This window comes from Streptomyces sp. GB4-14 (assembly GCF_022696125.1).
GTDB classification, from domain to species: Bacteria; Actinomycetota; Actinomycetes; order Streptomycetales; family Streptomycetaceae; genus Streptomyces; species Streptomyces werraensis.
Genome location: NZ_RZHO01000002.1, coordinates 1,657,209 through 1,669,364 on the forward strand (window position 1 = coordinate 1,657,209; position 12,156 = coordinate 1,669,364).

At 70.7% G+C, this 12,156-nt stretch carries 12 protein-coding genes; 8 read left to right on the forward strand and 4 right to left on the reverse strand.

Annotation, left to right across the window (positions count from 1 at the left end):
* The first annotated feature begins 5 nt into the window (after nucleotides 1–5).
* The 7 genes from ELQ39_RS08565 to ELQ39_RS08595 all read left to right on the forward strand — a co-directional run bounded on the left by ELQ39_RS08565 (nucleotide 6) and on the right by ELQ39_RS08595 (nucleotide 6,802).
* Nucleotides 6–419, forward strand: a complete 414-nt coding sequence (locus ELQ39_RS08565) for a roadblock/LC7 domain-containing protein (RefSeq protein ID WP_004983056.1) — start codon at nucleotides 6–8, stop codon at nucleotides 417–419.
* A gap of 111 nt (nucleotides 420–530) precedes the next feature.
* Complete coding sequence (locus ELQ39_RS08570; protein ID WP_006130593.1) at nucleotides 531–926, forward strand: DUF742 domain-containing protein; 396 nt, start codon at nucleotides 531–533, stop codon at nucleotides 924–926.
* Nucleotides 907–1,497, forward strand: a complete 591-nt coding sequence (locus ELQ39_RS08575) for a GTP-binding protein (RefSeq protein ID WP_037641771.1) — start codon at nucleotides 907–909, stop codon at nucleotides 1,495–1,497. Before ELQ39_RS08570 ends, ELQ39_RS08575 begins: the two co-directional genes overlap by 20 nt.
* A 376-nt stretch (nucleotides 1,498–1,873) precedes the next feature.
* Nucleotides 1,874–5,149 carry a sensor histidine kinase gene (locus ELQ39_RS08580; protein ID WP_242591547.1) on the forward strand — a complete coding sequence of 1,092 codons (3,276 nt, stop codon included), beginning with the start codon at nucleotides 1,874–1,876 and terminating at the stop codon, nucleotides 5,147–5,149.
* 10 nt (nucleotides 5,150–5,159) lie between these two features.
* Nucleotides 5,160–5,573 carry a roadblock/LC7 domain-containing protein gene (locus ELQ39_RS08585; RefSeq protein WP_004983065.1) on the forward strand — a complete coding sequence of 138 codons (414 nt, stop codon included), beginning with the start codon at nucleotides 5,160–5,162 and terminating at the stop codon, nucleotides 5,571–5,573.
* Between the two features lie 94 nt (nucleotides 5,574–5,667).
* The gene (locus ELQ39_RS08590; RefSeq protein WP_242591548.1) at nucleotides 5,668–6,240 is read left to right on the forward strand and encodes a DUF742 domain-containing protein; all 573 of its coding nucleotides are present in this window, start codon (nucleotides 5,668–5,670) and stop codon (nucleotides 6,238–6,240) included.
* A complete protein-coding gene (locus ELQ39_RS08595) occupies nucleotides 6,221–6,802 on the forward strand; it encodes a GTP-binding protein (protein ID WP_044384251.1) in 582 nt (193 codons plus the stop codon). The genes ELQ39_RS08590 and ELQ39_RS08595 overlap by 20 nt, the downstream gene beginning before the upstream one ends.
* A 192-nt stretch (nucleotides 6,803–6,994) precedes the next feature.
* On the opposite strand, the gene ELQ39_RS08600 is transcribed toward ELQ39_RS08595, so the two are convergent.
* From ELQ39_RS08600 to ELQ39_RS08615, 4 genes are all read right to left on the reverse strand, one after another.
* A complete protein-coding gene (locus tag ELQ39_RS08600; protein WP_190005695.1) occupies nucleotides 6,995–7,186 on the reverse strand; it encodes an acyl-CoA carboxylase epsilon subunit in 192 nt (63 codons plus the stop codon).
* A 15-nt stretch (nucleotides 7,187–7,201) separates the two neighbouring features.
* The gene (locus tag ELQ39_RS08605; protein ID WP_190005694.1) at nucleotides 7,202–8,785 is read right to left on the reverse strand and encodes an acyl-CoA carboxylase subunit beta; all 1,584 of its coding nucleotides are present in this window, start codon (nucleotides 8,783–8,785) and stop codon (nucleotides 7,202–7,204) included.
* Nucleotides 8,786–8,937: 152 nt separating this feature from the next.
* The gene (locus tag ELQ39_RS32525; RefSeq protein ID WP_337662997.1) at nucleotides 8,938–9,399 is read right to left on the reverse strand and encodes a polysaccharide lyase beta-sandwich domain-containing protein; all 462 of its coding nucleotides are present in this window, start codon (nucleotides 9,397–9,399) and stop codon (nucleotides 8,938–8,940) included.
* 63 nt (nucleotides 9,400–9,462) lie between these two features.
* The gene (locus ELQ39_RS08615; RefSeq protein ID WP_190005693.1) at nucleotides 9,463–10,302 is read right to left on the reverse strand and encodes an SDR family NAD(P)-dependent oxidoreductase; all 840 of its coding nucleotides are present in this window, start codon (nucleotides 10,300–10,302) and stop codon (nucleotides 9,463–9,465) included.
* Between the two features lie 291 nt (nucleotides 10,303–10,593).
* Here ELQ39_RS08615 and hpnR point away from each other — a divergent pair, with 291 nt between their 5' ends.
* A complete protein-coding gene (gene hpnR / locus ELQ39_RS08620) occupies nucleotides 10,594–12,093 on the forward strand; it encodes a hopanoid C-3 methylase HpnR (RefSeq protein ID WP_190005692.1) in 1,500 nt (499 codons plus the stop codon).
* The last annotated feature ends 63 nt before the right edge of the window (nucleotides 12,094–12,156 follow it).

The following is a 12,156-nucleotide window of genomic DNA, read 5'->3' on the forward strand; positions in this document are numbered from 1 at the left end:
GCCCGATGAGCCAGGCGGCACAGAACCTCAACTGGTTGATCACCAACTTCGTGGACAACACCCCAGGTGTGTCCCACACCGTCGTCGTGTCCGCCGACGGTCTCCTCCTGGCGCTCTCCGAGGGCTTCCCGCGCGACCGCGCGGACCAGCTCGCGGCCGTCGCCTCGGGGCTGACCTCCCTGACGGCCGGCGCCTCTCGGATCTTCGAGGGCGGCAACGTCGCTCAGACGGTCGTGGAGATGGAACGTGGGTTCCTCTTCCTCATGTCCGTCTCCGACGGCTCGTCCCTCGCCGTGCTCGCGCACCCCGAGTGTGACATCGGCCTCGTCGGCTACGAGATGGCGCTCCTGGTCGACCGCGCGGGGGCGGTCCTCACCCCGGACCTGCGCGCCGAGCTACAGGGAAGTCTGCTCCACTGAACGGCCCCGGCACCACCCGTCTCACCAAATCACCGTCCGGCCGCCACAATTCCCCCCACCGGCCCCATCAAACAGCTTGACTGACCGCTTGCTGTCCCGCCCGGAGGATTCATGACCCCGCCCACCGCCTCTCATGATCCGTACGCGGAGCCGTACGAGGACGAGGGCGACCAGCCGCTGGTTCGTCCGTACGCGATGACCGGCGGCCGGACCAGGCCGCGTTACCAGCTGGCCATCGAGGCACTGATCAGTACGACGGCCGACCCGGCAGCGCTCATGGGGCTCCTTCCCGAGCACCAGCGCATCTGCCACCTGTGCCGAGAGGTGAAGTCGGTCGCCGAGGTCTCGGCACTGCTCAACATGCCGCTGGGCGTCGCCCGGATCCTGGTGGCGGACCTGGCGGAGGCGGGACTCGTCGCCGTGCACCAGCCGGGCGGCGACGAGGCGACAGGCGCCCCGGACGTGACACTGCTCGAAAGGGTGCTCAGTGGACTTCGCAAGCTCTAGCGGCGGGACGGTCTCCGAGAGCCGTGCGACCACCTCGGCGAAGATCGTGGTGGCGGGTGGCTTCGGCGTGGGCAAGACCACGTTCGTCGGGGCCGTTTCGGAGATCAACCCGCTGCGCACGGAGGCCGTCATGACGTCTGCTTCGGCAGGCATCGACGACCTCACCCACACCGGGGACAAGACCACCACCACGGTGGCCATGGACTTCGGCCGTATCACCCTGGACCAGGACCTGATCCTGTACCTGTTCGGCACGCCCGGCCAGGACCGGTTCTGGTTCATGTGGGACGACCTCGTGCGCGGCGCCATCGGCGCCGTCGTCCTCGTCGACACCCGCCGCCTCGCCGACTGCTTCCCCGCGGTCGACTACTTCGAGAACAGCGGACTGCCCTTCGTCATCGCCCTCAACGGCTTCGACGGACAGCAACCGTACTCCCCGGAGGAAGTGCGGGAGGCGCTGCAGATCGGACCCGACGCCCCGATCATCACCACGGACGCCCGTCATCGCGCGGACGCCAAGAGTGCGCTGATCACCCTGGTCGAGCACGCCCTCATGGCACGGCTCCGCTAGAGGCAAATCAAAAGCGGCATACTGCAGTTGTCGTAGATGTATCGGTGCCGGCTGTGTCCTTTGACACGGCCGGCCCCGGTGTTCATAACGTTTCGGCAGAGGAATCGGGTGAGGCCGACACGCGACGCGGTCGCGCGGTACCACTGTGCGCACGAAGACCTCGCCATTTGGCGGTCCTCGCTCTTTATGACCGTTTTATCTGGGGCTTACATCACTCGGGATCCCTGCCTTTCCATGTTTGGAAGAGCGCTGGTCGGCATGCTGGAATGCCTGAACTGCCCATGGGTCAAAGACGTACTCAGTAGTCGATGGCATGCCGGGCTCTGAGACACTGCGGCACGACGAAGGTGCCGACCGCCGAGAGGTTGTTGGTCGAGTGAGGCGAAGCAAGAACAGTCCCGAGCCGTCGGCCCGGGGCAACTTCACGCCGCCGCCGCGCACAGCGGCGCCCGCCCCCGTGCCCGGTCCCGAGCCGAAGGCCGCGCCCGCACAGAGCGGAGGACGCATGTCCCCGCGGAACTGGCGCGTGGCCACGAGGCTCAACGCGATCCTGCTCATACCCGTGCTGGTCGGCCTTGTCATGGGCGGCTTCCAGGTGAAGAGCTCGATCGACACGTGGACCGAGGCCCAGGACGCCGAGAACACCGCGCGTCTGGTGCGGGCCTCCCTCACCTACGCCAACGCCCTCTACAACGAGCGCGACGTCAGCGCCGTGCCGCTGCTGAGCGGCAAGGGCGAGGACGACCCGGACGTCTCCAAGGCCCGCGAGGCGACCGACAAGGCCGCCGACGCCTTCGACGAGGCCGCGCAGGAAGCGCCGGACAAGCCGGGTCTGCAGCGCCGCCTCCAGCTCGTCCGTGAAGCGGAGCCGAAGCTGTCCGCGCTGCGCGCCGGCGCGTACACCTCCAAGTTCAAGGGCGTGGAGACGGAGGAGGGCTACGTCGCCGTCGCCCACCCCCTGATGGAGATCGCCAACGAGCTCGGCCTCGGCACCGGCAACATCACCAGCTACGGGCGCACGGTCTACGCGATCTCGCTGACCAAGGCCGCCTCGTCGCTCCAGCGCTCCATCGGCATGCACCTGCTGGTGAAGCCGGGCCCGACCGACAGCCAGCTGGCCAGCCAGCGCGTGGCCTTCCTGTCGTACGCCTACCTCGAGCGCATCGCCCTCGACGAGTACAAGGGCGGCGGCACCGAGGCGGACAACGCCAAGCTCGAAGAGGTCGCCGCACGCATCCAGAACGAGGGCGCCGCCAGGGCGAAGGAGGCCGCGCAGAGCGACCCGGACTACGTCCCGCCGCCGTCCAAGCCGGAGACCATGATCTCCGAGCTGGGCCGCCTGTCCACCACGGACGAGTCCGCCCGTCAGGACCTCGCCGCCAAGGGCATCACGCCCGAGAACTGGTGGGCGATGAACACCCTCAAGTTCGACGGCTACCGCGAGATCGAGTCCGACCTCGCCGACACCGCCGTGAACGAGGCCTCGCAGATCGCCTCCGACGCCCAGCGGGACGCCTTCATCACCGGCGCCGCGGTCGTCCTCGCGCTGCTCGCCGCGTTCATCCTGGCCGGCATGGTCGCCCGCCAGATGAGCCAGTCGATGCGCCAGCTGCGCAACGCCGCCTTCGGCATCGCCGAGCAGCGCCTGCCGATGCTGGTCGACCAGCTTTCCCGGACCGACCCGGGCCGGGTGGACACCAAGGTCGCGCCCATCCCGATCAATTCCACGGACGAGATCGGCGAGGTCGCCCGCGCCTTCGACCAGGTCCACCGCGAGGCCGTCCGGCTCGCCGCCGAGCAGGCCCTGCTGCGGGGCAACATCAACGCGATCTTCACCAACCTGTCGCGCCGCAACCAGTCGCTGATCGAGGGCCAGCTGACCCTGATCACCGACCTGGAGAACAACGAGGCCGACCCGGACCAGCTGGAGAACCTCTTCAAGCTGGACCACCTCGCGACCCGTATGCGCCGCAACGGCGAGAACCTCCTGGTTCTCGCCGGCGAGGAGCCCGGCCGCCGCTGGGACCAGCCGGTCCCGCTGGTCGACGTGCTGCGCGCCGCCTCCTCCGAGGTGGAGCAGTACGAGCGCATCGAGCTGTCCGGCGTGCCGGACGCCGAGATCCACGGCCGCGCGGTCACCGACCTCGTGCACCTGCTCGCCGAGCTGCTGGAGAACGCCACCACGTTCTCCTCGCCGCAGACGAAGGTGCGCGTCACCGCGACCCGTCTGCCCGACGGCCGCATCATGATCGAGATCCACGACAAGGGCATCGGCCTCACCGCCGAGGACTTCGCGGACATCAACCACAAGCTGGCCAACCCGCCGACCGTGGACGCCGCGATCTCGCAGCGCATGGGCCTGTTCGTGGTCGGCCGGCTGTCCGACCGGCACGGCATCCGCGTCCAGCTCCGCCCCTCGGGCGAGCAGGCCGGCACCACCTCGCTGGTCATGCTGCCGGACGCCATCACCCACGGCGGTGGCGGCGAGGCGGCCCCGGCCCAGGACGAGTTCACGGTCTCGCAGATCATCCCGGAGCAGAACTTCCAGGGTGAGAGCTTCAGCCAGCCGATGCGCACCGCCGCGGAGCTGGGCTTCGACGACAGCCGCTACTCGGACGTCCCCGACGACATCCGCGAGCTGGACCCGGTCGGCCGGTCCCTGATGCGCGAGGAGCGGCGTGCGGCCCTGGAGGCCCAGTCGCAGCCGCAGCAGGGCGAGTTGACCGCCGGGAACGCCCAGGACGGCGGCGAGCAGGGCGGCTACCGCGACGAGTTCGCCGGGCAGCAGCAGGGCTACGACGACGGCCAGGGTTACGACGCCCAGGGCTACGACAACGGCTACCAGGACCAGCAGCAGGGCGGCGGGTACGACCAGCAGTCGTACGACGACGGCCGGCAGGGCGGCTACGACGACCAGCAGCAGCAGTCGTACGGCGAGGGCTACTACACGCCGAACGGCAACCTGCCGCAGAACGACGCCTTCCAGCAGAACGGCGGCTACCAGAACGGTTCCTACGCCGAACCGGGCCAGGGCGGCCAGGCCCCCGCGGGCGCCACGGGCTCGTTCCCGGGCTTCGGCGGGCGGCGCCAGGAGGACGACTGGCCGCAGCACGACGGCTACCGCAACGGCTACCAGGACCAGTACCCTGCTCAGGCCCCGGAGGGGGAATCCTCGCAGGCCGCTGACGCGCGCGAGCCGGACAGCGTAGGCTTCGACCGTCCGGGACCGGCTCCTTCCGACGCCCACGCGCTGACCGATGCCGGGCTTCCGCGCCGCGGGTCCTCCGCGAACGGCACGGGCGGCACGGGACACGGCAGCCAGGAGCCGCCGGCCACCAGCCCGGAGAGCAACGGCGACAACGGCTGGCGCTCGGCGAACGACGAGCGCTGGCAGCAGGCCTCCGCGCTCCGGAAGCCCAAGGCGGGCGGAGTGACCTCCTCCGGCCTGCCTCGGAGGGTCCCGAAGGCCAACCTGGTCCAGGGAGCCGCCGAAACGACCCCCCAGGGAGGCCCACAGGTCTCCCGAGCCCCGGAGGACGTCCGGGGCAGGCTGAGCAACCTGCGGCGCGGTGTCCAACGAGGCCGCACCGCAGGCAGTGAAACGAACGGCCAGGGCTTCGGTCCTGACAGCACCTACAACCAGGAGCGTTAGTGTGAGCCCGATGAGCCAGGCGGCACAGAACCTGAACTGGTTGATCACCAACTTCGTGGACAACACCCCGGGGGTGTCCCACACGGTGGTGGTCTCCGCCGACGGACTCCTTCTGGCGATGTCCGAAGGCTTCCCCCGCGACCGCGCCGACCAGCTCGCGGCCGTCGCCTCCGGTCTGACCTCACTCACCGCCGGCGCCTCTCGGATCTTCGAGGGCGGCAGCGTGAATCAGACGGTTGTGGAGATGGAGCGGGGATTCCTCTTCATCATGTCCATTTCCGACGGTTCGTCACTCGCGGTTCTCGCACACCCCGAGGCGGACATCGGTCTCATTGGTTACGAGATGGCCCTTCTGGTCGACCGAGCGGGTACGGTCCTCACGCCGGACCTTCGAGCGGAACTCCAGGGGAGCCTTCTCAACTGACAAGCGGACGGTGCGATATGGCGTCCCGGGGCCGTAAGGTTTCGGGACGCGGCTCCACAGAGATGGGCGCCAGGCACAGTCGGAGGAGGAGAAAGTGGCAACACCCCCAGACGGTTCATCGGCGGGCAACTGGTCGTACGGCCCTGCCCAGGGTCAGAACGACGGTTCCCAGAACCGGTACGGTTACCCCTCCACGCCGCAGCACGGTCAGCCGTACACGCCTCAGGGCCCCGGCCCCTCGCCGTACGACCAGCCGCACAGCCCGCGCATCCAGCCCGTGCAGCCGCAGCGCCGGGCACCCGAGGCGTCGCCCGCCGGGGCGTCGAACAACCCCCTGGTGCGCCCGTACGCGATGACGGGCGGCCGCACCAGGCCGCGGTACCAGCTCGCCATCGAGGCGCTGGTGCACACCACCGCGCAGCCGCACCAGATGCAGGGCCAGCTGCCCGAGCATCAGCGGATCTGCAACCTCTGCCGGGAAATCAAGTCGGTGGCCGAGATCTCGGCCCTGCTGACCATCCCTCTCGGCGTGGCCAGGATCCTCGTCGCCGACTTGGCGGAGGCGGGACTGGTCGCCATCCATCAGCCCGGCGGCGACGAGAACGCCGGCGGCCAGCCAGACGTGACACTGCTCGAAAGGGTGCTCAGTGGACTTCGCAAGCTCTAGCGGCGGTCCTTCCCGCTCCACCACCTCGGCGAAGATCGTGGTGGCGGGTGGCTTCGGCGTGGGCAAGACCACGTTCGTCGGGGCCGTTTCGGAGATCAACCCGCTGCGCACGGAGGCCGTCATGACGTCTGCTTCGGCAGGCATCGACGACCTCACCCACACCGGGGACAAGACCACCACCACGGTGGCCATGGACTTCGGCCGTATCACCCTGGACCAGGACCTGATCCTGTACCTGTTCGGCACGCCCGGCCAGGACCGGTTCTGGTTCATGTGGGACGACCTCGTGCGCGGCGCCATCGGCGCCGTCGTCCTCGTCGACACCCGCCGCCTCGCCGACTGCTTCCCCGCGGTCGACTACTTCGAGAACAGCGGACTGCCCTTCGTCATCGCCCTCAACGGCTTCGACGGACAGCAGCCGTACTCCCCGGACGAGGTCCGGGAGGCTCTCCAGATCGGGCCGGACACGCCGATCATCACGACGGACGCGCGGCATCGGGCCGATGCGAAGTCGACGCTCATCACGCTGGTGGAGCATGCGCTGATGGCGCGCCTGCGCTAGCCGCTTCCACGCGAGAACAGCCCCCGGTGCCTAGTCGGCACGGGGGCTGTTTCCGTGGGTACGGCTACCAGAACGCCGGGTTCTGTTGCCGGGTGTGTGGTGCAGTCGGTGGCTGGTCGCGCAGTTACCCGCGCCCCTTTTCCGGGATTGCGAAAGGGCCCCGCCTTCACGTGAAGGCGGGGCCCTTCGGGGTCAGCGCCAGCTGTGGGGGGCCCGGAAACCCGGTTCGCGTTCCAGGCGGCGCCAGCCGGCCCGGGGGCGGCCCCGGTGGGCCGGTGCGGCGGACTGCGGCGCGGCCGCGCGGGCCATCAGGATCGCCGCGATCGCCGCGACCTCCTCCGGCTCGGCATGCCCCTTCTCCACACGGATGTCAGGTGTCGTCATCGTCAGTTCTCCCAGTTACTGGGGCGGGTTGCCGTGCTTGCGCGACGGCAGGTCGGCGTGCTTGGTCTGCAGCATCGCCAGCGAACGGATCAGCACCTCGCGGGTCTCGGCCGGGTCGATCACGTCGTCGACCAGACCGCGCTCGGCGGCGTAGTAGGGGTGCATCAGCTCGGACTTGTACTCCTTGACCATGCGCGCCCGCATGGCCTCGGGGTCCTCGGCCTCGGCGATCTGCCGGCGGAAGATCACGTTCGCCGCGCCCTCCGCGCCCATCACCGCGATCTCGTTCGTCGGCCAGGCGTAGGTCAGGTCGGCGCCGATGGACTGGGAGTCCATGACGATGTACGCGCCGCCGTAGGCCTTGCGCAGGATCAGCGAGATCCGCGGCACCGTGGCGTTGCAGTACGCGTACAGCAGCTTCGCGCCGTGGCGGATGATGCCGCCGTGCTCCTGGTCCACGCCCGGCAGGAAGCCGGGCACGTCCAGGAAGGTAAGGATGGGGATGTTGAACGCGTCGCACATCTGCACGAAGCGCGCGGCCTTCTCGGAGGCCTCGATGTCCAGCACACCCGCCAGCGCCTGCGGCTGGTTGGCGACGATGCCGACGACCTGGCCGTCCATCCGCGCCAGTGCGCAGATGATGTTGCGGGCCCAGCGCTCGTGGACCTCGAGGTACTCGCCGTCGTCGACGATCTCCTCGATCACCTTCGCCATGTCGTACGGGCGGTTGCCGTCCGCCGGGACCAGGTCCAGCAGCACGTCCGACCGGCGGTCGGCTGCGTCGGAGCTCTCCACCCGCGGCGGGTTCTCCCGGTTGTTCTGCGGGAGCAGGGAGAGCAGGTACCGCACCTCGGCGATGCAGGTCTCTTCGTCGTCGTAGGCGAAGTGGCACACACCGGAGGTCTCGGCGTGCACGTCCGCGCCGCCCAGGCCGTTCTGGGTGATCTCCTCACCCGTGACCGCCTTGACCACGTCCGGGCCGGTGATGAACATCTGCGAGGTGTCGCGGACCATGAACACGAAGTCCGTCAGCGCCGGGCTGTAGGCGGCGCCGCCCGCGCACGGGCCCAGCATCACCGAGATCTGCGGGATGACACCGCTCGCCCTGGTGTTGCGCTGGAAGATCCCGCCGTAGCCCGCGAGGGCCGACACGCCCTCCTGGATGCGGGCGCCGGCGCCGTCGTTCAGGGAGACCAGCGGCGCACCGGCCGCGATGGCCATGTCCATGATCTTGTGGATCTTCGTGGCGTGCGCCTCGCCCAGCGCGCCGCCGAAGATGCGGAAGTCGTGGGCGTAGACGAAGACCGTCCGCCCCTCCACCGTGCCCCAGCCGGTGATGACACCGTCGGTGTACGGCTTCTTCTCCTCCAGACCGAAGCCGGTGGCCCGGTGCCGGCGAAGCTGCTCGACCTCGCGGAAGGAGCCCGCGTCCAGCAGCAGTTCGATGCGCTCCCGCGCGGTCAGCTTGCCCTTGGCGTGCTGCGCCTGGGTCGCCTTCTCGCTCGGGCCGGCCAGTACCTGGGCACGGATCTCGTGCAGTTCGGCCACGCGTCCGCGCGCGTCGGTCGGCTCACCCGGCGCCTCATCCAAAACGGTCATGTAGTGACCTTACGAAGCCCGCCGCTGATTGCGAGCCGTCGACACCTCACAGTCTCCGGGGTGTTTTCCTGGTAGCACTGAACAGAACCAGGGGGCCGTGCAGGCGTTCCGACTGCTCAGAGGGCCTGCTGCTTGTGGGGGTCGCACAAAGCTCAGCGGCTGAGAGCCGCCTCACACCCATGGGTCGCGCATGCCTCCCCCGGAGTGACGCGCGGCCGCAGCCGGGGCCCGGTGGCCAGAATCTCCACGGGGTCCGGGGCCTCCCGTCCCGGGTGGTCCCATTCAAGTTCCAGGGCTTCGCCCGTTCGGGTCGGGTCGCTCACGCAGAGCGTAGCGGTACGCCCCTGACGCCGGAGCAGCACGGCTGCCGGGTGGGCCACGGTGACCCCTCCCGCGGAGGACGATCCGGCCGCCCTGGCCCTCCAGGTGTGCCCGGCCGGGGCCGCGGGTGCGGACGGCCGGGCCGGACTCCCCCCGGGTTGGCCCTGCCCGGCCGCGCGGCCGGGGTCGCATACGGCCTCTTCCGGAGTGGCCCGGCACCTCTCTCCGGAGTGGCCCGGAACCGAGCGGGCCGAAGGACGCGGCCGCCCGCGCCCTGCCCCTGCACACGGCACCGCGGATCCCGTACCCGCGTCGGAAACGCGTCGCGCCCACCCGCGCGGCCGAGCCGCGCGCGGTCAGCCGAAGCGGTCCAAGAGCCTGCGGTACAGACGGGGTGTCAGCGCGCGCACGCGGGGCGGGAGCGTCAGCCATGACGGGATGTACGTGTCGTCGCGGGACTCGCTCACCGCGTCCCAGACCGCCGCCGCGACGCGGCCGGCTGAGGTGGGGCGTGGGTGGGAGCGGTGGTAGGGGCGGCCGCGGCGGGCGAAGAAGCCCGTCTCGACGGGGCCGGGCACGACCAGCGTGACGCCGACGCCGGTACCGCGCAGTTCCTGCCGCAGCGCCTCGGCGAACGCGGCCAGACCCGCCTTGGCGGCGGAGTACACCGCCTCCTCGCGGACGCCCACCGACCCGGCCACCGACCCGACGAGCACCACCCGGCCGCTTCCGGCCGCCACCATCGCGGGCAGCACCTCGCGCACGAGGTGGAGGGTGGCGTTGAGGTCGAGGAAGAGCACCCGGTCGATGTCGGTGTGCGGCATGGTCAGGAAGGGGCCCGCCCAGCCGATGCCCGCCCCGGCGACCAGCAGGTCGATCCGGCCCGCCTCCCGCAGCGCGGCCTCGGCCAGCATCTTCGCCCCGTCGGCGGCGGCGAGGTCGGCGGGCAGCAGGACGGCGGAGGTGCCGGACGCGGTCTCCTCCAGCCGCCGCCGGTCGCGTCCGCTGAGCAGCAGGTGCCATCCGCCGGCGGCGAAGCGCCGGGCGGTGGCCGCGCCGATGCCCGAGGACGCGCCGGTGACGAGGGCGACGCGGCGGTCCGTGCGGGGCGGGGTCCGTTCGACCGCCGCGGCCGCGGCGGAGGCGGCGGGGTCCGCCGGGGGGTCGTAGGTGGAATCGGAGCCGGTGGTGGTCACGAGTACGGTCTCCCATGCGCTGTCGCTGCGGGCCTCGCCATCCAGGACACCCCCGGTCCGGGGGGCCGCGCCAGCGCAGCGGCCCCTCGGCGGCAGCCCCGGCGGCGGCCCTCCACAGGGCCCTGGCGCCGGTAATCGCGGGGGCCGCGGGGGCCGGTGCGCCGCGCCGCGCAACCACTCCTGCGTGCCGCCGGGTGGGCCATGCGGGCGTATGGGCAGTACGCGACCCGGCGCGGCGGGTTACGAAAGGGAGGTCCCGCCCCTGTTCCCGGCACCGTGACGAGGTCCCCCATGCGCCTGCTGCTCGTCCATCCCAGCGCCCTGATGTACTCCGAGATCTTCCTCCGGCTCGAACCCCTGGGGCTGGAGCGGGTGGCCGGCGCCGCCCGCGAGGCGGGTCACGAGGTGAGGGTGGTCGACCTCCAGGTGCTGAGCGTGCGGCGGCTGCGCGACGAGGTGCGGTCGTTCCGCCCGGAGGCGCTCGGCATCTCGCTGAACTACCTGGCGAACATCCCCGAGGCGATCCGGCTGGCCGAGCGGGTGAAGGAGGAGCTGCCGGACTGCTTCGTGTTCCTCGGCGGCCACAGCGTCTCGTTCGTCGCCCAGGAGGTCATCGAGCAGGCGAAGGGTGCCGTGGACGCCGTGGTCCGGGGCGAGGGCGAGCCCGCCGTCGCCCCGTTGCTGGAGGCGGTGCGGGACGGCGGTGTGGAGGGGGTGCCGGGTGTCGTCACGGCGTCGGGGCGCGGCCCCGCCCCGCTGATGCTGCACAGCATCGACGAGCCCCTTCCGGCCCGTGACCTGATGCGGAGCCGGCGCCGGTACTTCATCGGCGAGCTGGACCCGTGCGCGTCGATCGAGTTCACCCGGGGCTGCCCCTGGGACTGCTCGTTCTGCTCCGCGTGGACGTTCTACGGCCGCAGCTACCGCAAGGCGTCCCCGGAGGCGGCGGCGGACGACCTGGCGGCGATCCGCGAGCCGAACGTGTTCATCGTGGACGACGTGGCCTTCATCCGGCCCGAGCACGGCGACGCCATCGCCGCGGAGGTGGAGCGGCGGCGCATCCGCAAGCAGTACTACCTGGAGACCCGCTCCGACGTGCTGCTGCGTCACCCGGAGGTGTTCGAGCGCTGGGCGCGGCTGGGGCTGCGGTACATGTTCCTCGGCATGGAGGCGATCGACGCCGAAGGGCTCGACCTGTACCGCAAGCGGGTCAGTCCGGACGAGAACCTGAAGGCGCTGGAGACGGCCCGGCGGATGGGCATCCGGGTCGCCATCAACCTGATCGTGGACCCGGCCTGGGACGAGGAGCGCTTCCGGGTGGTGCGCGAGTTCGCGACGGCCGTGCCGGAGATCGTGCACTTCACGGTGATGACGCCGTACCCGGGCACGGAGATCTGGCACACCGAGTCGCGCCGGCTCACCACCCGCGACTACCGGCTGTTCGACATCCAGCACGCGGTGGTGCCCACCACGCTGCCGCTGGACCGCTTCTACGAGGAGCTGGTGCGCACCCAGGCGGTCATCAACCGCAAGCACCTGGGGCTGCGCACGGCGTTCGGGGCGGCCCGGGTGCTGGCCCGGAACCTGGCCCACGGGCAGACGAACTTCGCCCGGATGCTGTGGAAGTTCAACCAGGTCTACAACCCGCGCCGGCAGCTCGCCGACCACGCACGTCCGGTGCGTCACGAGTTGCCGCTCCCCCAGCGGCTCGACGTGGGCGACCGGCGCCAGCTGTACATCCACACCCGCGGCGCGACCCAGGGTGCCCCGGCCCGCCGGCTGCCGGACTAGCCGGGCCGCTCGCCCCCGGCGGTCACAGCCCGACCGCTCGTTCTCACTCGTTCGAGCGAACGG

Bases quoted from the DNA above. Each gene is read 5' to 3' on its own strand.
- ELQ39_RS08570 (WP_006130593.1), top strand. From the start codon at position 531: ATGACCCCGCCCACCGCCTCTCATGATCCGTACGCGGAGCCGTACGAG.
- ELQ39_RS08605 (WP_190005694.1), bottom strand. From the start codon at position 8,785: ATGACCGTTTTGGATGAGGCGCCGGGTGAGCCGACCGACGCGCGCGGA.
- ELQ39_RS08565 (WP_004983056.1), top strand. From the start codon at position 6: ATGAGCCAGGCGGCACAGAACCTCAACTGGTTGATCACCAACTTCGTG.
- hpnR (WP_190005692.1), top strand. From the start codon at position 10,594: ATGCGCCTGCTGCTCGTCCATCCCAGCGCCCTGATGTACTCCGAGATC.
- ELQ39_RS08585 (WP_004983065.1), top strand. From the start codon at position 5,160: ATGAGCCAGGCGGCACAGAACCTGAACTGGTTGATCACCAACTTCGTG.
- ELQ39_RS08600 (WP_190005695.1), bottom strand. From the start codon at position 7,186: ATGACGACACCTGACATCCGTGTGGAGAAGGGGCATGCCGAGCCGGAG.